Annotated in this window: 16 protein-coding genes, 2 tRNA genes and 3 rRNA genes; 4 read left to right on the top strand and 17 right to left on the bottom strand. The window is 59.3% G+C overall.

Annotated features, from left to right (window positions below):
* Window positions 1-20 precede the first annotated feature (20 nt).
* Together mksE and mksF are read left to right on the top strand one after the other, a co-directional pair.
* Window positions 21-710: an Mks condensin complex protein MksE gene (mksE, locus tag PSEST_RS05115; protein ID WP_014819293.1), complete on the top strand. Its 690-nt coding sequence runs from the start codon at window positions 21-23 to the stop codon at window positions 708-710.
* Window positions 707-3,541, top strand: coding sequence for an Mks condensin complex protein MksF (gene mksF / locus PSEST_RS05110; protein ID WP_015275944.1), 2,835 nt, complete (start codon window positions 707-709; stop codon window positions 3,539-3,541). The genes mksE and mksF overlap by 4 nt, the downstream gene beginning before the upstream one ends.
* Before the next feature lie 106 nt (window positions 3,542-3,647).
* Here the strand turns inward: mksF and PSEST_RS05105 are convergent, their stop codons facing one another.
* The 8 genes from PSEST_RS05105 to PSEST_RS05070 all read right to left on the bottom strand — a co-directional run bounded on the left by PSEST_RS05105 (window position 3,648) and on the right by PSEST_RS05070 (window position 12,863).
* Window positions 3,648-5,957, bottom strand: a complete 2,310-nt coding sequence (locus tag PSEST_RS05105) for a PqiB family protein (protein WP_015275943.1) — start codon at window positions 5,955-5,957, stop codon at window positions 3,648-3,650.
* The gene (locus tag PSEST_RS05100) at window positions 5,950-6,573 is read right to left on the bottom strand and encodes a paraquat-inducible protein A (protein ID WP_015275942.1); all 624 of its coding nucleotides are present in this window, start codon (window positions 6,571-6,573) and stop codon (window positions 5,950-5,952) included. Before PSEST_RS05100 ends, PSEST_RS05105 begins: the two co-directional genes overlap by 8 nt.
* On the bottom strand, window positions 6,560-7,216 hold the full coding sequence (locus tag PSEST_RS05095; protein ID WP_015275941.1) for a paraquat-inducible protein A: 657 nt from the start codon (window positions 7,214-7,216) through the stop codon (window positions 6,560-6,562). The genes PSEST_RS05100 and PSEST_RS05095 overlap by 14 nt, the downstream gene beginning before the upstream one ends.
* 445 nt (window positions 7,217-7,661) lie before the next feature.
* Window positions 7,662-7,777: ribosomal RNA gene (gene rrf, locus PSEST_RS05090) — 5S ribosomal RNA — on the bottom strand.
* A 131-nt stretch (window positions 7,778-7,908) separates the two neighbouring features.
* Window positions 7,909-10,799: ribosomal RNA gene (locus tag PSEST_RS05085) — 23S ribosomal RNA — on the bottom strand.
* 253 nt (window positions 10,800-11,052) lie between these two features.
* A tRNA-Ala gene (locus PSEST_RS05080) sits at window positions 11,053-11,128 on the bottom strand.
* Between the two features lie 31 nt (window positions 11,129-11,159).
* Window positions 11,160-11,236, bottom strand: a tRNA-Ile gene (locus PSEST_RS05075).
* A 91-nt stretch (window positions 11,237-11,327) separates the two neighbouring features.
* A 16S ribosomal RNA gene (locus tag PSEST_RS05070) occupies window positions 11,328-12,863 on the bottom strand.
* The 16S, 23S and 5S rRNA genes sit together here with 2 tRNA genes alongside, the layout of an rRNA operon.
* 101 nt (window positions 12,864-12,964) lie before the next feature.
* Here PSEST_RS05070 and PSEST_RS05065 point away from each other — a divergent pair.
* On the top strand, window positions 12,965-13,405 hold the full coding sequence (locus tag PSEST_RS05065; RefSeq protein ID WP_015275940.1) for a hypothetical protein: 441 nt from the start codon (window positions 12,965-12,967) through the stop codon (window positions 13,403-13,405).
* A gap of 17 nt (window positions 13,406-13,422) precedes the next feature.
* On the opposite strand, the gene msrQ is transcribed toward PSEST_RS05065, so the two are convergent.
* The 6 genes from msrQ to PSEST_RS05035 form a co-directional block, all read right to left on the bottom strand.
* Complete coding sequence (gene msrQ, locus PSEST_RS05060; RefSeq protein ID WP_015275939.1) at window positions 13,423-14,043, bottom strand: protein-methionine-sulfoxide reductase heme-binding subunit MsrQ; 621 nt, start codon at window positions 14,041-14,043, stop codon at window positions 13,423-13,425.
* Window positions 14,043-15,050, bottom strand: a complete 1,008-nt coding sequence (msrP, locus tag PSEST_RS05055) for a protein-methionine-sulfoxide reductase catalytic subunit MsrP (protein ID WP_015275938.1) — start codon at window positions 15,048-15,050, stop codon at window positions 14,043-14,045. Before msrP ends, msrQ begins: the two co-directional genes overlap by 1 nt.
* 54 nt (window positions 15,051-15,104) lie before the next feature.
* Window positions 15,105-15,944 carry a CDP-diacylglycerol--serine O-phosphatidyltransferase gene (gene pssA, locus PSEST_RS05050; protein WP_015275937.1) on the bottom strand — a complete coding sequence of 280 codons (840 nt, stop codon included), beginning with the start codon at window positions 15,942-15,944 and terminating at the stop codon, window positions 15,105-15,107.
* 153 nt (window positions 15,945-16,097) lie between these two features.
* On the bottom strand, window positions 16,098-17,114 hold the full coding sequence (ilvC, locus tag PSEST_RS05045; protein WP_015275936.1) for a ketol-acid reductoisomerase: 1,017 nt from the start codon (window positions 17,112-17,114) through the stop codon (window positions 16,098-16,100).
* Between the two features lie 76 nt (window positions 17,115-17,190).
* Window positions 17,191-17,682, bottom strand: coding sequence for an acetolactate synthase small subunit (gene ilvN, locus PSEST_RS05040; protein WP_003279875.1), 492 nt, complete (start codon window positions 17,680-17,682; stop codon window positions 17,191-17,193).
* Between the two features lie 2 nt (window positions 17,683-17,684).
* Window positions 17,685-19,409 carry an acetolactate synthase 3 large subunit gene (locus PSEST_RS05035; RefSeq protein WP_015275935.1) on the bottom strand — a complete coding sequence of 575 codons (1,725 nt, stop codon included), beginning with the start codon at window positions 19,407-19,409 and terminating at the stop codon, window positions 17,685-17,687.
* 407 nt (window positions 19,410-19,816) lie between these two features.
* Here PSEST_RS05035 and PSEST_RS05030 point away from each other — a divergent pair, with 407 nt between their 5' ends.
* Window positions 19,817-20,248 carry a DUF4124 domain-containing protein gene (locus PSEST_RS05030; protein WP_015275934.1) on the top strand — a complete coding sequence of 144 codons (432 nt, stop codon included), beginning with the start codon at window positions 19,817-19,819 and terminating at the stop codon, window positions 20,246-20,248.
* 37 nt (window positions 20,249-20,285) lie between these two features.
* Here the strand turns inward: PSEST_RS05030 and PSEST_RS05025 are convergent, their stop codons facing one another.
* The 3 genes from PSEST_RS05025 to mrcB all read right to left on the bottom strand — a co-directional run bounded on the left by PSEST_RS05025 (window position 20,286) and on the right by mrcB (window position 23,694).
* On the bottom strand, window positions 20,286-20,606 hold the full coding sequence (locus PSEST_RS05025) for a YqcC family protein (RefSeq protein WP_015275933.1): 321 nt from the start codon (window positions 20,604-20,606) through the stop codon (window positions 20,286-20,288).
* Window positions 20,606-21,316 carry a tetratricopeptide repeat protein gene (locus PSEST_RS05020; protein ID WP_041756917.1) on the bottom strand — a complete coding sequence of 237 codons (711 nt, stop codon included), beginning with the start codon at window positions 21,314-21,316 and terminating at the stop codon, window positions 20,606-20,608. Before PSEST_RS05020 ends, PSEST_RS05025 begins: the two co-directional genes overlap by 1 nt.
* 65 nt (window positions 21,317-21,381) lie before the next feature.
* Complete coding sequence (gene mrcB, locus PSEST_RS05015; protein WP_015275931.1) at window positions 21,382-23,694, bottom strand: penicillin-binding protein 1B; 2,313 nt, start codon at window positions 23,692-23,694, stop codon at window positions 21,382-21,384.
* Window positions 23,695-23,842: the final 148 nt, after the last annotated feature.

The following is a 23,842-nucleotide window of genomic DNA, read 5'->3' as shown; positions in this document are numbered from 1 at the left end:
ATTGCATGTGAGCCACATCTATGAACATCGACCTCAAGGAAATGACCCAGCTGGCGCCGATCTTCCGCGAGCTGTTCAAGGGCTATCACCTGTCGCGCAGCGAGCCGGAGCCCTACGCGCAGCTGTCGAACATGCAGGACCAGTACCGCGCGCTGTTCAAGGCGCTCGGCTTCGAGCTGGTCTGCGATCCGCGCGGTTTCTACTACTTCGTCCCCGAGCAGATGGGCGCACAGGTGAACAAGACCGCCCAGCGCCTGGCGCTGTTCACCTTTATCCTCGTCGAGCACCTGGCCGACCAGGGTCGCGATCCGCTGGCCGTGCTCGACGGTGGCAGCCTTGGCCGCGATGAATTGCCGGCGTTGCTGGACAAGTACCGTGACCTGTTCCTGCAGGCCGAAGTCACCACCCAGGAAGAATTGGAAGAAAAGGTTATCCGCCGCCTGACACAGCTGGGCTTCGCCGAGGACAGCAACGGCGTCTACCGCTTCCTGCCGCCGATGCACCGCTTCCTCGACGTCTGCCTGTCGGTGCAGCAGGACCGCGATCTCGCCGCCAGCCTGCACAGCAGCGACCTGCCGCTGCCGGCACCCGAGCTGATCGCCGAAGACGAGAGCGAGGACGACATCATCCTCATCGACGAGCCGCTGGAAGAGTCCGAAGAGGACGCCCTGGCCCGCGCCATCGCCGAAGAAAAGGAGCTTGAAGCATGAGCCAGGAACGCTACGGCATCCGCCGCTTCGCCCTGCTGAACACTGCCGGCTACAGCCTCGGCATCTTTCCGCTGGAGAATCCGCTGTCGGTCTACGGCGCCAACAACTTGGGCAAGTCTGCGTCGATCAACGCGCTGCAGTTCCCGATCCTGGCGCGCATGTCGGACATGAGCTTCGGCAAGTACAGTCTCGAACAGTCGCGCAAGTTCTACTTCGCCTCGGACACCAGCTACATCCTCGTCGAAGTCATGCTGCCCCACGGCCCGCACGTGATCGGCGTGGCCGGACGCGGCCCCGGCGGCGGCTTCGGCCACCAGTTCTTCGTCTACCAGGGCTCGCTGGATCTTGACCACTACCAGCAGAACGGCACCTGCCTGCGCCAGCGCGAGCTGTTCGCCAACCTCGAGCGCGCCGGCATCAAGGCCTTCGAGGCCAAGCCGGACGAACTACGCCGGCTGCTGGTCGGCGGGCATACCTCGATTCCGCTGGATATGACGCTGATCCCGCTGCGTTCGACCAGTGAGCAGAGCCTGAAGACCTTCCGCGCGCTGTTCATCAACCTGCTGCATATGCGGGAGATCACGGCTGCCAAGCTCAAGCAGCTGTTCCTCGATGCCTTCGAGCACAGCCTGCGCTCGGGCAGCGTCGACTACATCGCCGCCACCGAAGAAGCCTTCCGCGATGTGCGCCGCATGGAGCAGGACTACCAGGCGCTGGTGGCCGCCGGCCCGCTGGTCGAGGCGCTGGCTTCCGGTGTCGCCCAGCGCGAGCTGCTGCGCGGCAAGCTGCATCGCCTGTCGCCGTTGCTCGACAACCTGCTCGGCACGTGGCACGACTACGCCGATGCGCGTAAGGAAGAGTTGGTGATCCAGGCCGAGCACTACCGTCGCGAGCAGGACGGCCTGCAGAACGAACAGCGCGGCTCGACCGGCGAGTTGATGCGCCTGGAACGCGAGATCAGCGAAGCCCAGCGCTGGCTCGGCGAGCTGGCGGTGTTGAAGAACCGTTTCGCCCTGGTCGAGGACGCCCATGTGCTGGAGCAGCAGCTGCTCGCCGCCAAGGACGCCCACGACGAGCTGGCCGGTGCGCTGGCGCAATCCCGCCAGTTCTCCAGCGAGGACCTCGACGAACGTCTGCGCGACCTGGAAAAGCGCCTGAAGTCGGTGAAGCAGCAGCTCGACCATGCGGACAACAACAGCTACTCGCGCCTGCGCGAGGAGTTCTCCCAGGCCGATGTCGACCGCCTGATGCGCCTATTCAACGGCCAGTTGTTCAGCCTGCCGCTCGGCGAAAAAGGCATCACTGCCGAGGGTGACGACTGGGTCAAGGCGGTCGAGGCCGTGCTGGATCGCTTCAAGGGCGACACCTTCTCGGTGCCGGGCCTGTCCATCGACCTTTCGCATATCGAGCCACCGGCGCTGCAGGCGCTCGCCGACCGTGCCGCCCTGCGCGACCAGAAGGATCGCCTGGAGCGCGAGCTCAAGCAGCTCAAGACCCAGCATGCCGTGGCCGTCGACCGCGCGGCGAGCAAGGCCCAGGCCGAGGCGCTGTACCAGGCCGTGCTGGATGCGCAGAAAGCGCTGGAAGACTTCCGCCGCAGCCAGACCCTGGCCGCCGAGGAGCCGGCGAAGCTGGAACAGCTGGCGCAGGCCGAGGCCGCCCAGGAAGAACTCAAGCGCACCAGTGACGCCTTCGCCGAGCGCGTCCAGCACCTGTCCGCCAAGCTGCAGCTGGTCGGCCGCCAGCTGGCCGATCTGGAAGCCAAGGAACGCACGCTCGAGGATGCCCTGCGCCGCCGCCAGCTGTTACCGGCGAACCTGCCGTTCGGCACGCCCTTCATGGACCCGGTGGACGACTCGCTGGACAACCTGCTGCCGCTGCTCAACGACTACCAGGACAGCTGGCAGGCGCTACAGCGCGTCGACGGCCAGATCGAGGCGCTGTATGCCCAGGTGCGCCTGAAGGGCGTAGCCAAGTTCGATAGCGAGGAAGACCCCGAGCGCCGCCTGCAACTCTTGGTCAACGCCTACGCGCATCGCCAGGACGAGGCGCTGACCCTGGCCAAGGCCCGCCGTGCCGCGGTCACCGACATCGCTCGAACGCTGCGCAATATCCGTAGCGACTACGAAAGCCTGGAACACCAGCTGGCGCTGTTCAACCGCGAGATCAACAAGCGTCAGGTTTCCAACCTGGCGAGCTTCCGCATCGTGCTGGCGCCGAACAAGGATGCGCTCAAGCATATCGATCAGATCATCCACAGCGCCGGGCAATACGAGGAAGGCGAGACGCTCTCGGTGTTCGATCTGTCCCAGTCTTCCGAACAGGACGCGAAGAACGAGGAAGCCAAGGAGTATCTGGCGCGGCTGGTGGCAGCGAACAACAACCAGCTGGGCCTGAAGGACCTGTTCGAGCTGGCGTTCGAGATCACGAAGGTTGGCGGCCAGCCGGTGATCCACACCGACATCGACGGTGCGGCGTCCAACGGCACCACCATGACCATCAAGGCGCTGACCAACATGTATCTGTTGCTGCACCTGATGGACCGCGAGCAGGCCGGACGCATCCGCCTACCCTACTACCTCGACGAGGCGGCGGACATCGACGAGCGCAACCAGCAGGCGCTGATCGAAACCAGCCTGCAGCTGGGCTTCGTGCCGATCCTCGCTTCGGTCAAGCCGCAAGTCTCGGCCCACGTCGCCATCGACCTGGAAGGCGGCAGCGGGCCGGCCGGCATCTACATCGATGAGGCGGACTGGAAATACATCAGCCGCCGCGAAACGGGCGCCAGTGAGCACACTGCTTCAGCCCAAAGGGCCGAAGAGCCGGCCTGATCTCCCTGAACGACAAAGGGCCCCAAGGGGCCCTTTTTTATGCGCATCCGGCTCTCGCCGTAGGACGGGCTAGGCCCTCCAATACCTAGATCACCAAGCCAGCGCGTCACCTGCCACTGGCAGCTTGCCCCAGCTCGATCTTCGGCGCCCAGTCGAACCACTCCTCCTGCGGCTCCTTGAACAAGGCAAAGGTCTGCCCTGGCAAGGCTCGCTGCCCCATGCGCTCGCCATCAGGCGTGGCAAAGGCAACGCCGCCCTCGATCAGCGACTCCAACGAATCGGTACGCAGGCTGGCACCTTTGAACAGGCTGAAGTCGACACCGAAGCCACTGGTTTCCCAGAACCGGCTGCCGGTGTGCACCAGCGCGGCATAGCGTGGTTCGATCAGTACACGGATCAGCACACGGTCGGCAGTCTGACCGAGCTCAAAGCCAGTCACCTCACCGACCTTCACCTCGCGGTAGGTCACCGCATTACCCGGCTTGATCGAACCCAGACGCGCAGCGCTGAGGACCAGGGCGAGCCCTTCACCAGCCTTCTGCGGCTCACGCTCCTGGCCCACGAAACGCGCTTGAGCGGCCGCACCCGGTTTGCCGGGAGCAACCTCAAGATAGGGACCACTGATCAGCGTATCCAGATTGGCGGTGCGCATGAGCCCCAGCTCGGGCCGTACGACCCAGAACTGCGTGCCCGCACGAGCAATCCGTGACTCCGCAGCGGTAATCCGGGCCTGCAGCACTACGTGTCCGATGTCGTCGCTCAGCGTGACACTGTCAACCTCGCCGACCTCCAGCCCCTTGTAGCGGATCGGCGTCCCGGCACCGAGGCCGTCGCCGCGGTCCAGGCGAATCTCAATCGAGGTACCGCGTCGTATCGCGCTATCCCTGTCCTTGTGCAATTCAAAGCGGGGCACTTTCCTGGTGGCCGAGGCGTGCGGATCCGGCGTCTCGAAGGCGATGCCCCCCGCCAGCAGGCTCTGCAGTGATTCGCTGCGCACCTCTATGCCGGATAGTCCGCCGGTCAGGGAAATGCCGCTGGCGTTCCAGAACCGGCTCGAGCTGTTCACCAGGTCGGCATAGGGCTGTTCGATATGCACGCCAACCACGACCCGCTGCTGGTCGCGCGAGAACTGGTAGCTCTGCACGGAGCCAACCCGTACCTGCCGGTAGAGGACCGGGCTGCCGACATCCAGCGAGCCGAGATTGTCGGCGGTCAGCACAAGGTGAAGACCGGGCGAACGGATATCCAGAGGCGGCGCCTTGGCGCGCGCGACGAAATTGCGCCGGGGTTCGGCGCCCTTCTCGCCAGGGCGAACCGAAATGTAATTGCCGCGCACGAGGGCCTCGAGCCCGGAAATGCCGGCGACCGATACCGATGGCTTGACCACCCAGAATTGCGTGTCCTCCACCAGATAGTCCTCGAACAGCGGGTCGATGGAGAGTTCGGCCTGCGCGCCGCTGAGGTCCGAATCGATATCCAGCTTCTTCAGCAAACCGACCTGCATGCCTTTGTAGATCACCGGCGTGCGACCGGCCTGCAGCCCGTCGAAATCCTGCAGCGATACGAGCGTCTTGATACCGGCCTGGGCGGCATCGAAGTCCTCGTAAAGACGGAACGGAATGCTCGGGTCGGTGGCTGGGCTGTCCTTGCGGTGCGCTGGCGTGGCAAAGGCGATGCCGCCGGCCACGATGCTGGCCAGCGACTCAGTACGAAACTTCACCCCCGTCAGCCCGGCGTCCACGGTGACACCGCTGGCGTTCCAGAATCGCGTGTGTTTGCGCACCAGATGCGCGTACTCCGGCTGGATATACAGCTGCACCTCGACGGTACTGTCGTCCTCGGCCAACACGTAGTTCTTCACCTGGCCAACCTGGATCTGCCGATAGAACACCGGGCTGCCGCGATTCAGCGAGCCAAGCCGCTCGGCCTTGAGCGTCAGGTGCAGGCCGATACGGCTGTCGGACATCGGCGGCTCTTCCGCCAGCGCGACGAAACGCTTGGTCGGCTCGCCATCGGCAGGACTGATGCCGATATAGTTGCCCGACACCAGCGTCTCCAGGCCTGTGATCCCGGCTAGCGTGACGCTGGGCTTGACCAGCCAGAAGCGCGTACCGCTGCGCAGGTAGCCATCGACGTCCTTGTTCATCTCGATGTCCGCAACCACGACTTGCCGACGCTCATCGTCGCCTAGGCGCAGATCACGCACGACACCGATCGTCATGCCCTTGTAGAGCACCGACGTCTTGCCGATCTCGATACCCTCGGCACTCTCGAAGACCACCTCGATGTGGATGCCTCGCTCGCTATAGGCCTGCCAGGCGAGCCACGCTCCGATCATCAGAGCGATCAGCGGCAGAATCCAGATGGCCGACCAGCTTGAGGCAGGACGGGTATTGGCTTGTGGCAGGTCAGTCATGCTTGTTCCCGGATTCCGTGTTATCCCAGATCAGACGAGGGTCGAACGTGATCGCAGCCAGCATGGTCAGGATGACCACGCTGGCGAAGGCTATTGCGCCGAAGCCGGCTTCAACGCTGGCAAGGCTGCCGAAATTGACGATTGCCACCAGAATCGCGATGACGAAGATATCGAGCATGGACCAGCGTCCGATCCACTCGATAAAGCGAAAAACCAATATCCGCTGGCGCGGCGACATCGGATGGTGGCGCTGCACCGAAAACAGCAGCATTGCGATCCCGACCAGCTTGAAGGTCGGTACCAGAATGCTGGCGATGAACACGACAGCGGCAATCGGAAACATGCCGTGCTTGGCCAGGGTGACGACGCCGGACATGATCGTATCCGGCGTGCCGCTGCCGAGCATGCGCACCGTCATGATCGGCAGAAGATTGGCAGGCAGGTAGAGCAGTGCTGCAGTGATCAAAAGTGCCCAGGTTCGAACGATGCTATTGGGCCTGCGCATATGCACGCGGGCGCCACAGCGGATGCAGCGCTGATGACGCTGACCGGCGTCGGCTCGATTGAGCTGGTGACACTCGTGGCAAACCATCAACCCGGCATCAGCGGCGCGCATCGCGACGCTCCGACAAGGCTTCCCAGACCTGGTGCGGTGACATCACCAACTCTAGCCAGACCTGAACGACCAGCAGACCGGCAAAGCACGCCAGCCCAATACCAAGGCTAAGCTCGGCCATATCCCTGAGCTTGATGATCGATACCAAGATACCGAGCAGATAGACCTCCAGCATTCCCCATTCACGTAGATGGTGATACGTCCGATAGAGCGCCACGCCTAATGGCTTTGCTCGATCGAAAGCAATGCACGACAGCACTGCGAGCTGACACAGCAGCTTCAGCAACGGCACCGCCATGCTGCAAAGAAATACCACTACGGCAATGCCTTGCATGCCGCTGTTATAGAGGCTCAGCACACCGCTCCAGACGGTATCTTGGGTGACCCTGCCAAGCAGATTCAATTGCATGATGGGAAGAAAATTGGCGGGGAAGTACAACAGCAACGCGGCAAGCACCAAGGCCATTCCAGGCCCGACGATACGATGGCGCAAGCGAAACAGCTCACAACCGCAACGCGGGCACTCGGCGACCTCGCCGAGATTGAGCGTCGGTTTGAGCATCAGCAGGTCACATTCAGGACAAGCGGCCAGCTGCTCGAGCGGAACCTCCTCAAGCCCTGGCGTAGCAGCCGATTCCGGCATGGCAAATATCCGAGCAAAGTATTTATTCTAAACGAGCGATGGATGTCGCTGTGAGCTGTCAGTCGAGCGGGTCGACGAGACTGCCTGAGCTGCAACGCAGCCTGAATCTCGAGAGACTCCTGCAGTTTGCCGTCCCATGCTTGTGGCCCGGCTCATATCATCGCCAGAGAAAAGAGATCGCTGCACGGCTTGCAAAGCAGCCATCCCCTGTCGGCAACGTCCGCCACGATCACTGGTGCTATCTGAAGCAATAGCGTGGACTTGGATACAGGCCGCACAAGGCCCTTCTGCTGAGGCACTGTCTATTCCTGCCTCCAACCCCAGCGGTTCGACAGCCGGATCTCAAGCACCCAACACATCTCAAGCCTAAGTGCCTGCTACGGTTTTCCAGAGCCCAAAAGCAAACCCCCGACCCGCTTTCGCGGATCGGGGGTTTGGGAAAGGAGCTTGACGATGACCTACTCTCACATGGGGAAACCCCACACTACCATCGGCGATGCGTCGTTTCACTACTGAGTTCGGGATGGGATCAGGTGGTTCCAACGCTCTATGGTCGTCAAGCAATTCAGTTGCTGCTTCGGGGTTTAGCCGCTGCAGCCAATTGGGTATGTGATCAAGGTATTGCGTGTTCGTGCAGATTTTCGGCTTTACTGTCGACTTACCGTCTAACAGCCAAATTGTTTGGGTGTTATATGGTCAAGCCTCACGGGCAATTAGTATTGGTTAGCTCAACGCCTCACAGCGCTTACACACCCAACCTATCAACGTCGTAGTCTTCGACGGCCCTTCAGGGAGCTCAAGGCTCCAGTGAGATCTCATCTTGAGGCAAGTTTCCCGCTTAGATGCTTTCAGCGGTTATCTCTTCCGAACGTAGCTACCCGGCAATGCCACTGGCGTGACAACCGGAACACCAGAGGTTCGTCCACTCCGGTCCTCTCGTACTAGGAGCAGCCCCTCTCAAATCTCAAACGTCCACGGCAGATAGGGACCGAACTGTCTCACGACGTTCTAAACCCAGCTCGCGTACCACTTTAAATGGCGAACAGCCATACCCTTGGGACCGGCTTCAGCCCCAGGATGTGATGAGCCGACATCGAGGTGCCAAACACCGCCGTCGATATGAACTCTTGGGCGGTATCAGCCTGTTATCCCCGGAGTACCTTTTATCCGTTGAGCGATGGCCCTTCCATACAGAACCACCGGATCACTAAGACCTACTTTCGTACCTGCTCGACGTGTCTGTCTCGCAGTCAAGCGCGCTTTTGCCTTTATACTCTACGACCGATTTCCGACCGGTCTGAGCGCACCTTCGTACTCCTCCGTTACTCTTTAGGAGGAGACCGCCCCAGTCAAACTACCCACCATACACTGTCCTCGATCCGGATAACGGACCAGAGTTAGAACCTCAAAGTTGCCAGGGTGGTATTTCAAGGATGGCTCCACGCGAACTGGCGTCCACGCTTCAAAGCCTCCCACCTATCCTACACAAGCAAATTCAAAGTCCAGTGCAAAGCTATAGTAAAGGTTCACGGGGTCTTTCCGTCTAGCCGCGGATACACTGCATCTTCACAGCGATTTCAATTTCACTGAGTCTCGGGTGGAGACAGCGCCGCCATCGTTACGCCATTCGTGCAGGTCGGAACTTACCCGACAAGGAATTTCGCTACCTTAGGACCGTTATAGTTACGGCCGCCGTTTACCGGGGCTTCGATCAAGAGCTTCGCTTGCGCTAACCCCATCAATTAACCTTCCGGCACCGGGCAGGCGTCACACCCTATACGTCCACTTTCGTGTTTGCAGAGTGCTGTGTTTTTAATAAACAGTCGCAGCGGCCTGGTATCTTCGACCGGCATGGGCTTACGTAGTAAATACTTCACCCTCACCGGCGCACCTTCTCCCGAAGTTACGGTGCCATTTTGCCTAGTTCCTTCACCCGAGTTCTCTCAAGCGCCTTGGTATTCTCTACCCAACCACCTGTGTCGGTTTGGGGTACGGTTCCTAGTTACCTGAAGCTTAGAGGCTTTTCCTGGAAGCATGGCATCAACCACTTCGCTTTCTAAAAGAAAGCTCGTCATCAGCTCTCGGCATTAAGATCCCGGATTTACCTAAGATCTCTGCCTACCACCTTAAACAAGGACAACCAACGCCTTGCTGGCCTAGCCTTCTCCGTCCCCCCATCGCAGTAACTAGAAGTACGGGAATATTAACCCGTTTCCCATCGACTACGCTCTTCAGCCTCGCCTTAGGGACCGACTCACCCTGCGTCGATTAACGTTGCGCAGGAACCCTTGGTCTTTCGGCGTGCGAGTTTTTCACTCGCATTGTCGTTACTCATGTCAGCATTCGCACTTCTGATACCTCCAGCCAGCTTCTCAACTGACCTTCACAGGCTTACAGAACGCTCCTCTACCGCTCAACTTGCGTTGAACCCGTAGCTTCGGTACCTGGTTTGAGCCCCGTTACATCTTCCGCGCAGGCCGACTCGACTAGTGAGCTATTACGCTTTCTTTAAAGGGTGGCTGCTTCTAAGCCAACCTCCTAGCTGTCTAAGCCTTCCCACATCGTTTCCCACTTAACCAGGATTTTGGGACCTTAGCTGACGGTCTGGGTTGTTTCCCTTTTCACGACGGACGTTAGCACCCGCCGTGTGTCTCCCGTGCTGACACTTGCTGGTATTCGGAGTTTGCATCGGTTTGGTAAGTCGGGATGACCCCCTAGCCGAAACAGTGCTCTACCCCCAGCAGTGATACACGAGGCGCTACCTAAATAGCTTTCGAGGAGAACCAGCTATCTCCGAGCTTGATTAGCCTTTCACTCCGATCCACAGGTCATCCGCTAACTTTTCAACGGTAGTCGGTTCGGTCCTCCAGTCAGTGTTACCTAACCTTCAACCTGCCCATGGATAGATCGCCCGGTTTCGGGTCTATTCCCAGCGACTAGACGCCCTATTAAGACTCGCTTTCGCTACGCCTCCCCTATTCGGTTAAGCTCGCCACTGAAAATAAGTCGCTGACCCATTATACAAAAGGTACGCAGTCACCTAACAAAGTAGGCTCCCACTGCTTGTACGCATACGGTTTCAGGTTCTATTTCACTCCCCTCTCCGGGGTTCTTTTCGCCTTTCCCTCACGGTACTGGTTCACTATCGGTCAGTCAGTAGTATTTAGCCTTGGAGGATGGTCCCCCCATATTCAGACAAAGTTTCTCGTGCTCCGTCCTACTCGATTTCACTTCTAAGATCCTTTCGCGTACAGGGCTATCACCCACTATGGCCGCACTTTCCAGAGCGTTCCGCTAAAATCAAAGAAGCTTAAGGGCTAATCCCCGTTCGCTCGCCACTACTAAGGGAATCTCGGTTGATTTCTTTTCCTCAGGGTACTTAGATGTTTCAGTTCCCCTGGTTCGCCTCACACACCTATGTATTCAGTGTGTGATAACCATCTTATGATGGCTGGGTTCCCCCATTCAGACATCTCCGGATCAAAGTCTGTTTGCCGACTCCCCGAAGCTTTTCGCAGGCTACCACGTCTTTCATCGCCTCTGACTGCCAAGGCATCCACCGTATGCGCTTCTTCACTTGACCATATAACCCCAAGCAATCTGGTTACTGTCTATAACGTGAAGACGACATTCGCCGAAAATTTGCATAGAGAACACGCAAATTTTACCTTGACTTGAATAACCACCAGTGAAAGTGATCACTCAAATCTACTTCTATCACATACCCAAATTTTTAAAGAACAGTTCTGGCGCAAAGACCAGAAATCAATACCCTCACCCATCATCAGATGCGCAAGCAGCACTCATTTCTGAGCTTTCAGCGATTATCGAGTTAATGGTGGAGCCAAGGAGGATCGAACTCCTGACCTCCTGCGTGCAAAGCAGGCGCTCTCCCAGCTGAGCTATGGCCCCCATCTACAGATCGGCCACATCCCATGACAATTGGTGGGTCTGGGCAGATTCGAACTGCCGACCTCACCCTTATCAGGGGTGCGCTCTAACCAACTGAGCTACAGACCCAATCGTCTCTCTCGGGTCGAAACCCAATCGCTTTTCGCTAGTGAATCAAGCAATTCGTGTGGGAGCTTATGAAGAAGCTGAAGTCTTCGATTAAGGAGGTGATCCAGCCGCAGGTTCCCCTACGGCTACCTTGTTACGACTTCACCCCAGTCATGAATCACTCCGTGGTAACCGTCCCCCCGAAGGTTAGACTAGCTACTTCTGGAGCAACCCACTCCCATGGTGTGACGGGCGGTGTGTACAAGGCCCGGGAACGTATTCACCGTGACATTCTGATTCACGATTACTAGCGATTCCGACTTCACGCAGTCGAGTTGCAGACTGCGATCCGGACTACGATCGGTTTTATGGGATTAGCTCCACCTCGCGGCTTGGCAACCCTTTGTACCGACCATTGTAGCACGTGTGTAGCCCAGGCCGTAAGGGCCATGATGACTTGACGTCATCCCACCTTCCTCCGGTTTGTCACCGGCAGTCTCCTTAGAGTGCCCACCTTAACGTGCTGGTAACTAAGGACAAGGGTTGCGCTCGTTACGGGACTTAACCCAACATCTCACGACACGAGCTGACGACAGCCATGCAGCACCTGTGTCAGAGTTCCCGAAGGCACCAATCCATCTCTGGAAAGTTCTCTGCATGTCAAGGCCTGGTAAGGTTCTTCGCGTTGCTTCGAATTAAACCACATGCTCCACCGCTTGTGCGGGCCCCCGTCAATTCATTTGAGTTTTAACCTTGCGGCCGTACTCCCCAGGCGGTCGACTTAATGCGTTAGCTGCGCCACTAAGATCTCAAGGATCCCAACGGCTAGTCGACATCGTTTACGGCGTGGACTACCAGGGTATCTAATCCTGTTTGCTCCCCACGCTTTCGCACCTCAGTGTCAGTATTAGCCCAGGTGGTCGCCTTCGCCACTGGTGTTCCTTCCTATATCTACGCATTTCACCGCTACACAGGAAATTCCACCACCCTCTGCCATACTCTAGCTCGCCAGTTTTGGATGCAGTTCCCAGGTTGAGCCCGGGGCTTTCACATCCAACTTAACGAACCACCTACGCGCGCTTTACGCCCAGTAATTCCGATTAACGCTTGCACCCTTCGTATTACCGCGGCTGCTGGCACGAAGTTAGCCGGTGCTTATTCTGTCGGTAACGTCAAAACAGCAAGGTATTAACTTACTGCCCTTCCTCCCAACTTAAAGTGCTTTACAATCCGAAGACCTTCTTCACACACGCGGCATGGCTGGATCAGGCTTTCGCCCATTGTCCAATATTCCCCACTGCTGCCTCCCGTAGGAGTCTGGACCGTGTCTCAGTTCCAGTGTGACTGATCATCCTCTCAGACCAGTTACGGATCGTCGCCTTGGTGAGCCTTTACCTCACCAACTAGCTAATCCGACCTAGGCTCATCTGATAGCGCAAGGCCCGAAGGTCCCCTGCTTTCTCCCGTAGGACGTATGCGGTATTAGCGTTCCTTTCGAAACGTTGTCCCCCACTACCAGGCAGATTCCTAGGCATTACTCACCCGTCCGCCGCTGAATCAGAGAGCAAGCTCTCTTCATCCGCTCGACTTGCATGTGTTAGGCCTGCCGCCAGCGTTCAATCTGAGCCATGATCAAACTCTTCAGTTCAATACTGCTTGGGTTTTGAGAAAACCCTAAACTTGGCTCAGCAATCGCAAATCTCTTTACAAGTAAAGAGTAACTCTCGAATAAACGAGTGTTGCTTTGTGATGCTGATAATCTATCTGACCATCAGTCTTACATTCACAAGCACCCACACGAATTGCTTGATTCAGTTGTTAAAGAGCGTTTCGATCAAGTCTTTCGTCTCAACCGAGGCCGCGCATTCTACAGCAGCCTTGTTACCTGTCAAGCTGTTTTTGAAGAATTTTTCGTTTCTTCTCAACCGCTTGCGCTTTCGATCAACTCTCATCTCTCGTCAGCGGGAGGCGAATCATACAGCGTTCAAAACCGCTGTCAACCACCTCTTTCAACCGCCTCCGATCAACCTGACCGAAGCCACCAACAGGACTCAACCGCCACCCTGCCAGCCCGGCGCATTCTACTCGAATCCGCCATCCGTGCAACCCTTTTATTTCGCTAACCTTTTGATTTACAAGAAGTTTTGCTTAAGAACTGCGCCGGAAGTGGTGCGCATTATAGGAGCCTGAAAACTAACGTCAACCGTTTATTTCAGTTTTGTTCGGGCCTTCATTCTGCCTCGTACCGAAGCAAGAGCGGTAGCCATCACAGGAACGCGCAGCAGCAGCAACACAGCTGCGATACCGGCATAAAGAAACCAGCGTGCGGAGTCCGACCTAACAACCCACAGCATGTGCAGTAGCACGATGATCACAATGGGGTAGATCAGCCGATGCAACGCTTTCCAGCGTTTCCCAAGACGACGCATGCTCCACTTGGAGGATGTCATTGCCAGGGCTGCCAAACCAGAGAAGCCCAACGCTCCTACGAGTATATAAGGCCGCTCTAGTAGCTCCCCGCCTAGGCGCGATAATTCACCCCCGAGCAGGAAGTAGAGATAGCTGGCTAGATGTAGGAGCCCATAGGTAAAACACCAGAGTCCAAGCTGACGGCGGGCCGCCAGCCAGCCACCCCAACCTGTCAGCCGCTGCAGAGGCGTCATCGAAAGAGTCAACAGCAACAGCACCAGCGCACCCTGCCCCAGGTTATCAACCAGCACTTTCCCAGGATCCGGCCCGAGAGCGAACTGCCAGGCCAGATACAGCCAGTACAGCGGCACACTCAAAGCTGACACGAAGACGGCCAACCGCCACCAGCGGTAGCGCATCAGTAATCCTTACCCAGGTCCATCGAGCTGTATAAGCCTGCGACCTGCTCGGCATAGCCGTTGAACAGCAGCGTCTCTTGAACATTTGCGTTGAAAAGACTACCAGGCAGCCGACGCTCGCGGGCTTGTGACCAGCGAGGATGGGATACCTTGGGATTCACGTTCGCATAGAAGCCGTACTCCTCCGGCGCCATCGATTGCCAGGTCGTCGCCGGCTGTTCACGTACGAAACTGATGCGCACAATCGACTTGATGCTCTTGAACCCATATTTCCAAGGAACCACCAGCCGCAACGGCGCACCGTTCTGGTTAGGCAGCGTGCGGCCATACATACCGACGGCCAATAACGTCAGCGGGTGCATGGCCTCATCCATTCGCAGGCCTTCGACATAGGGCCAGTCGATCAGCGCAAAGCCGGAGCGAGTGCCGCGCATTTCCTCGGGCCGGTATGCCGTTTCGAAACGAATGAACTTGGCGGATGAATGCGGCTGGACTCTTCTCACAAGGTCTGCCAGTGGAAAGCCCAGCCAAGGAATGACCATCGACCAGGCTTCCACGCAGCGCAGTCGATAAATGCGCTCTTCCAGCTGAGCCTCCGAACACAAATCTTCGAGTGAGTAACGCCCGGGCCGCTCAACCTCACCATCCATCAGCACGGTCCAAGGCTCGACCTTTAGCGCTGAAGCATGGCGCGCCGGATCGCCCTTGTCGGGGCCGAACTCGTAGAAGTTGTTGTACGACGTGGCATCCGCATAAGGCGTGATGGGTTCGCCCTCCGCTACGACAGCTTGCCAACGGGCGTTCGCAAGTTTGCCAGTGAACCAGGCTGAAGCGGGCTCAGCGGTGACGCCAGAATAGCGCGCAGCAGCATTCGCCAGAGAAGGCAGACCGACCATAGCGCCGGAGAGCATGGCGCCACGGAGCACCTGACGGCGGCTCAGATAAGCCGCCTCGGGCGTTACGTCAGACTCGCGGCATTCGCCGGAGGCGGGAAACTTGATGAGCATGGAGAAGCTCCGCGTATGATCCCGATGGAGCAATACGCGCAGCCGGAGTCAAAATCAACCCTCGACGCGTTTGCGCCGACGCAGCTGCATCAGGTATTGCACAGGGCCGGAAACCGCATACGCAAGGAATATCAGCAGGAGAATACGCGGTGGGTCACTGAACACGACGGCAAACACGAGCACGACTACCAGAATGGCAACGAACGGAACGCGGCCTTTCAGATCGAGGTCCTTGAAGCTGTAGTATTTGATGTTGCTGACCATGAGCAGACCCGCAGCAGCAACCATCAGCGCAAACAGCATGACCAGCACCAGCGGCAGATCGACGCCACGAATGCCGACCTCATCCAGCGCCCAAACGGCCCAAACCCAACCAGCGACCACACCCGCCGCAGCCGGACTTGCCAGGCCGATGAACCAACGCTTGTCCACCTTGCCGATCTGAGTATTGAAACGGGCCAGTCGCAGCGCTGCACAGGCGACATAGATGAAGGCAACCGTGAGACCGACGTTGCCCAACTCGGACAATGCCCACTCATAAGCCAACACCGCCGGCGCCAACCCGAAGGCCACCATATCCGAGAGCGAGTCGTACTCGGCACCGAAGGCGCTTTGCGTATTGGTCAGGCGAGCCACGCGCCCGTCCAGGCTATCGAGCACCATGGCAACGAAGACCGTCGCAGCGGCCACATAAAAGTTGCCGTTGATAGCCGTGATGATCGAAAAGAACCCTGCGAACAGGTTGGCAGTGGTGAACAGGTTCGGCAGCAGGTAAATGCCGCGGTGGCGTACCTTGCGGCCATCGGGTTCCTGGATTTCCTCGACATGCTCGTCGATCGGCAGAATGCTCTCTGGCTCGACTGGCTTGTTCGGCTCTTCGGGTTGTCCACTCATGCGCATTCACCTTCTACAACAGGTACGGATAGATTTCGACCAGGTCGATGGACCTGCGGTTCAGCCTGGCCAAACCCGCGATTTATACCAGAAGCCAGGCTGGCAGAACGAAAAAACGCGGCCGAAGCCGCGTTTTCGTGAGCAGGAGAACGATCAGTTCTTGCTCTTGTCCACGATCTTGTTGGCTGCGATCCAAGGCATCATGGCGCGCAGCTTCTCGCCGACTACTTCGATACCGTGCGCCGCGTTGTTGCGACGGTAGGCAGTCATGGACGGATAGTTGGCAGCGCCTTCGGTGATGAACATCTTGGCGTACTCACCGTCCTGAATGCGCTTCAGGGCATTACGCATGGCGGCGCGGGACTCGGCGTTAATGACTTCAGGACCGGTCACATACTCGCCATACTCGGCGTTGTTGGAGATCGAGTAGTTCATGTTGGCGATGCCGCCTTCGAACATCAGATCGACGATCAGCTTCAGTTCGTGCAGGCACTCGAAGTAGGCCATTTCCGGCGCGTAACCAGCTTCGACCAGGGTTTCGAAACCAGCCTTGACCAGCTCAACGCAACCGCCACACAGAACAGCCTGCTCGCCGAACAGATCGGTTTCGGTTTCGTCCTTGAAGGTGGTTTCGATGATGCCGGTACGGCCGCCGCCGACGCCGCAAGCGTAGGACAGAGCGACGTTACGGGCATTGCCGGAAGCGTCCTGGTAGATCGCGATCAGGTCGGGGATACCGCCGCCTTTGACGAACTCGGAGCGCACGGTGTGACCCGGAGCCTTGGGGGCGATCATGATGACGTCTAGATCACCGCGCGGTACAACCTGGTTGTAGTGGATCGAGAAGCCATGAGCGAAAGCCAGGGTCGCGCCCTGCTTCAGGTTCGGCTCGATCTCGTCCTTGTACAGGCGGCCCTGGAATTCGTCAGGCGTGAGGATCATCACCAGATCGGCGGCAGCTACAGCGGCCGGCACATCACTGACTTTCAGACCATGGGCCTCTGCCTTGGCGATCGAGGACGAGCCCGGACGCAGACCAACAGTTACGTCAACGCCGGAATCCTTCAGGTTGCACGCATGCGCGTGCCCTTGGGAACCGTAACCGATGATGGCGACCTTCTTGCCCTGAATGATGGAGAGGTCGCAGTCTTTATCGTAAGAAACCTTCATGAATTACCCCTGTTGCCGGCCTCGTGGGCCATCGATAAAACGGTACTGACTGGAGAGGCGACACGCCCTACAGCCGTTAGATACTCAGTACTTTGTCACCGCGGGAAATCCCGGTGACACCGCTGCGCACAACTTCCAGGATCGAAGCAGTGCCCACGGCCTGAATAAAACTGTCCAGCTTGTCACTGGTTCCGGCGAGCTGAATCGTATAGACGCTGGTAGTCACGTCGACGATCTGCCCACGGAAGATATCGGTGGTGCGCTTGACCTCGGCACGCTGGGCGCCAGTGGCCTTGACCTTGATAAGCATCAGTTCACGCTCGATGTGAGCGCTCTCCGACAGGTCCACCAGCTTGACGACTTCAACCAGCTTGTTGAGGTTTTTGGTGATCTGCTCGATCACCTCCTCATGCCCTACCGTGGTCAGCGTCAGACGCGACAGGGTCGGGTCTTCGGTCGGGGCAACGGTGAGGCTTTCGATGTTGTAGTTGCGTTGCGAAAACAGACCGACCACACGAGACAGCGCACCCGGTTCGTTTTCCATCAGCAGGGAGATGATGTGTCTCATGATCAGGTCCGCTCCGTCTTGCTCAGCCACATGTCGCGCATTGCACCGTCTTTGATCTGCATCGGATAGACGTGCTCGGCGGTATCGACAGCGATATCCAGGAAGACCAGGCGATCTTTCATGGCGAACGCCTCTTCCATCATCGGCTTGAGGTCCTTGAGGTCGGTGATGCGCATACCGACGTGACCATAGGCCTCGGCCAGCTTGACGAAGTCCGGCAGCGACTCCATGTAGGAGTGCGAGTAGCGACTGTTGTACACCATGTCCTGCCACTGGCGGACCATGCCCAGCGCACCGTTGTTGAGATTGATGATCTTCACCGGCAGGTCGTACTGCAGGCAGGTGGAAAGCTCCTGAATGTTCATCTGGATGCTGCCTTCACCCGTCACCACAGCGACATCGGCTTCCGGGAAGTTCAGCTTCACGCCCATGGCTGCCGGCAGGCCGAAGCCCATGGTGCCGAGGCCGCCCGAGTTGAGCCAGCGGTTGGGCTTGTCGAACTTGTAGTACTGGCAGGCAAACATCTGATGCTGACCGACGTCGGACGCGACATAGGCCTCACCCTTGGTGACCTCGCAGAGCACCTCGATAGCTGCCTGCGGCTTGATGATCGAGCCATCGCCCTCGTTGTAGGGGAACAGCCGGCCATTGCCGCGCCACTCGTCGATCTGCTTCCACCAGCTGGCCACGGTCTCGGCATTCGGCGCCTGGCCGATTTCCTTGACGATGGCGACCATCTCGGTGAGCACGCTGTCGACAGGACCGACGATCGGGATGTCAGCTTTGATGGTCTTGGAGATGGACGCCGGGTCGATATCGATATGGATGATCTTGGCGTTCGGGCAGAACTTGCTCGCACCATTGATCACGCGGTCATCGAAGCGGGCACCGACCGCCAGGATCACATCGGAGTGATGCATCGCCAGGTTGGCGGTGTAACTGCCGTGCATGCCGAGCATGCCGACGAACTGGCGGTCACCGCCCGGATAGCAACCCAGGCCCATCAGGGTGTTGGTCACCGGCAGGTTGAGCATCTTCGCCAGCTCGGTCAGTTGCGCCGAGGCCTTGCCCAGGATCACGCCGCCACCGGCGTAGATGATCGGCCGCTTGGCTCCCAGCAGCAGTTCCGCCGCTTTGCGGATCTGGCCCGAATGCCCACGCACGGCCGGGCTGTACGAACGCAGCTTGGCCTTCTTCGGATAGACGTACTCGAACTTCTCGGCCGGGTTGGTCATGTCCTTCGGAATGTCGATGACAACCGGCCCTGGACGCCCGGATTCGGCGAGATAGAACGCCTTCTTCATCACTTCGGGAATTTCCGAAGGATGCTTGATCATGAAGCTGTGCTTCACGATGGGTCGGGAGATACCGATCATGTCGGTTTCCTGGAAGGCATCGGTGCCGACCATGGTGCTGGGCACCTGACCGGAGATGACTACCATCGGGATCGAGTCCATGAAAGCGGTGGCGATACCGGTGATGGCGTTGGTCGCCCCTGGTCCGGATGTCACCAGTACGACGCCAGCCTTGCCGGTCGCGCGCGCATAGCCATCGGCCATGTGCGTGGCGGCTTGCTCGTGACGAACCAGGATGTGTTCGATGGCCTTTTCCTTGAAAAGCGCATCGTAAATATGCAGAACGGCACCGCCCGGGTACCCGTAGATGTACTTAACGCCTTCGTCACGCAGGGAGCGGACGACCATTTCAGCGCCGGATAAGAGTTCCACGTTGTTCACCTCTGAAACGCCAGATAGCGATTCCAAGTCGGAGCCGCCAGAAATAGGTTTACTGCCAGCAGGGCATGAGCGACGGTGGTCGCCGACTACGTCAGCCACTGACTGAGCCAGTATTGGAAGAGACCCTGGTGTCGCGGGCTCTCCACCCAGCGCGAGGTAACGCGTTGCGGGTGATGCAGGTCGGCGCGGGTAGCACCTCATGTCTGTCTAGACTGAGCCGGTATCGCTTGCGGCGAGGCGACTCAGGACAGCAAGCTTCGAATTGTTCGGATTCGGCACCAGCAAGTCAAGCTCGCCGTTGTGTTTGAGCAACGTTGAGCTGTGACAGGGTGCAGAAGCGGCGCGCCGGCTTTTGGGTATAGTGATCACCGGTCTCCGATTCCAACGAAGGTAACAGCATGCGATTCAGGTTTCTTGCGGGCGGCTTGCTACTGGCGCTTTGCGGCAACGTCATGGCCGCCCAGGTCTACAAATGGGTGGACGCTCAAGGGGTTACGCATTTCGGTGCACAACCGCCTCAGGGCCAGCAGGTGGAAACCGTCAATACTGTAACGGCGCCTGCAAAACCGGCGGCGGCACCACAACCTCCAGTGCAGGACGAGGCTGAAGCTGACCAGAGCAGCATCGACCGCAAGGTAAAGCAGCAGGTCGCCGCGCAGGAGGCCGAACGCAAGCGTTACTGCGAAACCATGCGCACCAACCTGGCGCAACTGCAGAACAACCCGCGCGTGCGCGTCGAGGACAACGGTGAAACCCGGCGGCTAACCGAGGAGGAGCGGCAATCGCGAATCAACGAGACTCGCGACAAGATCGCCGAAAACTGCAACTGAGCAGAAGTCCACCAGCGGCGCCAGCCCCCGCCGCTGCCTAGGGCGACTCGATCAGCGCATCGAAGTCGCGCAACGCGTCGAGTAGCCCCGCCACTCTCGTTTCGCGGTAAGCCACCTCAGCCATCGCACAGATTCCGGAGGCTGCCGGCAGAGGCAGATCCGCCTCGACGATGGCTTTCATCCGCGGCAGGAATATCCACTGCAACCACTGTTCGAACCGCAGCGTATCCACGCAGAACGGCTCGACACTGGCCAGCGCCTCCGGAGCCGGAGACTCGAGCCCCCAAAGCCCCAGCCCCCGCAGTTCACGCTCGATCAACAGCAGCTGCTGCGCGACCGCAGGCAGGCGCTGATCCATCACAGGCTGACCTTGGCGCGCTCACGCGCCTGGGCGGCTCCCGCGCTATCACCCTGACGCTCCCGCGATTGTGCGATCAGCTCCCAGAGGCTCGCTTGCAAGGCTGGGCGTCCACTTGCATAGCTCAGGGCACGACGCGACAGCTGTTCGGCCTGAGTGGCGTCTCCCTGCGCCAATCGAACCTGAGCGAGACGATAGAGTACTTGCGGCTCACGTGGCGCAATGCGCTGTGCGCGTTCGAGGCTGGAGGCCGCGCCGTTCAGGTCACCACCGCCCTGCTGTTGCTGTGCCGTGGTAAGCAGCGCGAGCACCGGGCCATCGAGCTGCTCATCGGCAGCCAGGCCGCTTCCAGCACGAGGAATGCCGCTGGGCATGCTCGGCTGCGGAGCGGTGGCCGGCGCCGAGATCGACGGAGCCGGCTGCCAGGCGGGCTGGCTTGCACCGGTGGCGCCACTCGAGCCGGTAAAAGGCACATCGGGTGCTGCGAAGGTCTCAAGCGGTGCGGAGCTGCCTTGCGGCACCATCACTACCACACCCGAATCCTCCTGCTGCTGCCGCGGTGCCGCAACCGTCGCGGCGGGTGGCGCACGATAGCCCTGGCGAGCAGCCATCTCTTCGGATACCGGAGCGCCCGAATCCACCACAGGGATCGAGCGACGATCGACCGTGGCGCAGCCCTGGATCAGCACCACCGCCGTAACAACAGCCATCCACTGCTTGTTCACCAATTCAGACCTCTCCACAAGAAAAACACGAGATGCATTCAGGCCGGCAATTACTGCAGCCAGCCACGCACCCAATCCATGACTGACTCGGCCGGCGCCTGGATGCCGCAGCCAGGCCCAGGAGCCGGTTCGCTGCCGCGAATATAGGGCATCTGCACGGCATCGGGGCAGCGTTCGTCTGTTCCCAGGCCGCTGCGTGCATCCACCCAGGCGTACGTTACGTTGTCCGGCACCGGCATCTGCAGAGGCAGCGGATCGGCCCGACGCATGAAGTCGGTCCAGACCTGCAGTGCGCCGGTCGCGCCGGTCAGCGACGTCTTGCCGTTGTCATCACGACCCAGCCATACCACCGCCAACAGATCCTGGCTGAAACCGGCGAACCAGCTGTCACGCGAGTCATTGGTGGTCCCCGTCTTGCCCGCCAGATTGAGCGACCGCGGCAGGCGGTTGTAGGCGGATCGCCCCGTGCCCTCGCTCATCGCCCGCTGCATGGCGTACTGGGTCAGGTAGATCGCACCCGGATCGAAGCGCTGCTGAATCTGGAACGGATAACGCTTAAGCGGCTCGCCATCGGCCGTCAGCACACTGCGAATGCCGCGCAGCGGCGTGTTGAAACCGCCATTGGCCAGGGTCTGGTACATGTCGGCCACTTCGATCGGCCGCAAACCGCCCGCTCCGAGCAGCATCGACGGGTAAGCCGGCCACTTCGGCGAGGCGCCCAATCGCTCCAGGGTCTTCAGCACGTTCGGCACCCCCAGATCGAGGCCAAGTCGCGCGGTAGAAAGATTGTAGGAATTGGCCAGCGCCTGATACAGGTAGACCGTTCCATAGGCCTGACGCCCATAGTTCTGCGGCTTCCAGACCTGCCCGTCGGCGCCCTTGACCGAGAAGGGTTCATCTTCGAGCAGGCTCGTCAGCGTGTACTGGCTAGGCTTCTCCAAGGCGGCAAGATAAATCGCCGGTTTGATCAGCGAGCCGATCGGCCGCGAGGCGTCCAGCGCCCGATTGAATCCGGCGAATCCCGGCTGGCGGCTACCCAGCAGGGCTTGAATTTCACCGGTCTCGGGATTGGTCACGATCATCGCGCCCTCGACACCTTCGGTGCTCTTGCCAAGCCGTTTGAGCGTTTCGCTCATCGCCTGCTCGGCTTTGAGCTGGAGGATCGGATCGAAACTGGTGAAGACGCGCAGGCCCTCTTCGGTGAGGTCCTCGTCCCGATAGTCCTCGCGCAACTGGCGCTTGACCAGGTCGAGAAAGGCCGGGTAGGAGCTGTCCGCCATGCTGCCGCGCTGGGTCACACCCAACGGCGCCTGCTTGGCCTTGGCCACATCGTCGGCGCTGACTACCTGTTGCTCGGCCAGCAAGTCGAGAACCAGATTGCGGCGCTCCAGCGCTCTTTCCGGATTGCGGCGCGGATTGTAGTAGGTCGGTCCTTTGACCATGCCAACCAGAAGTGCCACTTGCGGCAGTTTCAGTTCCGCCAGCGGCTGACCAAAGAAGTACTGGCTCGCCAGGCCAAAGCCATGCACGGCACGACGACCATCCTGACCAAGGAAAACCTCGTTCAGATAGGCCTCGAGAATCTCCTGCTTGTCGTAGTGCAGCTCCAGCAGCACTGCCATCATCGCCTCGGTGACCTTGCGATTGAGGCTGCGCTCATTGGTCAGATAGAAGTTTTTCACCAGCTGCTGGGTCAGGGTACTGCCACCCTGGCGAACCTGGCCTGCGGTCAGGTTGACCCACACGGCACGTGCGATGGATTTAGGCGATACACCGAAGTGATTGAAGAACTCCCGGTCCTCTACCGCGACCAGCGTCTCCACAAGGTAGGGCGGCACCTGATCCAGCTTGATCAGAATCCGATCCTCGTTATGCGCCGGGTACAGCCCGCCGATCAGCACCGGCTCCAGACGCGCGACCGGCAGCGTGCCGCCATTACCTGCACTGAGGCCGGCGACAAAATCGCCCGAGAAGCGCACCCGCAGCCGTTGCGACTGCTCGGCACCTTCGTAGAACTGGAAGCCACGGGTATGCAATTCGATGTCGTTGCCACTCACCGACGCGCCGCCCGGACCGCTGACCGCACGTTCGCGGCGATAGCCCAGCGCATCCAGCTCCGCAAGGAAATCGTTCTTGTCCAGCTTCTGCCCGACGAACAGTTCCAGCGGCCGGGCGTAGACCTTGGCTGGGATCGTCCAGCGCTTGCCGGAGAATTTCTCTTGCACCACGGCATCGAGATAAATAGCGAAACCGGCCAGGATCACCAGGCCGACGATGGACAGCTTTACCGCCCAGCCCAACCAAGGGCGAGCGCCAGCGGAGCGGCGCTTGGAGCGTGTACGGGGGGAGCGAGGTTTAGTCATGGCGGCGCATTATACGCACTTTGCAGCAGGGGACCGACGGCCTCTCAGCGGTTTGCAGCGCAACGCACAGCGGCCATAATGCCAGCGACTTTTCGACTGTGTGGACTGCTTCGCAGTGGACTCGCACGCCCCCGCTCAAGAACTTCAA

This window comes from Stutzerimonas stutzeri RCH2 (assembly GCF_000327065.1).
Taxonomy (GTDB): Bacteria; Pseudomonadota; Gammaproteobacteria; order Pseudomonadales; family Pseudomonadaceae; genus Stutzerimonas; species Stutzerimonas stutzeri_AE.
The sequence above is the reverse complement of the archived record's forward strand: the minus strand, read 5'-3'. Positions and strand labels throughout refer to the sequence as shown.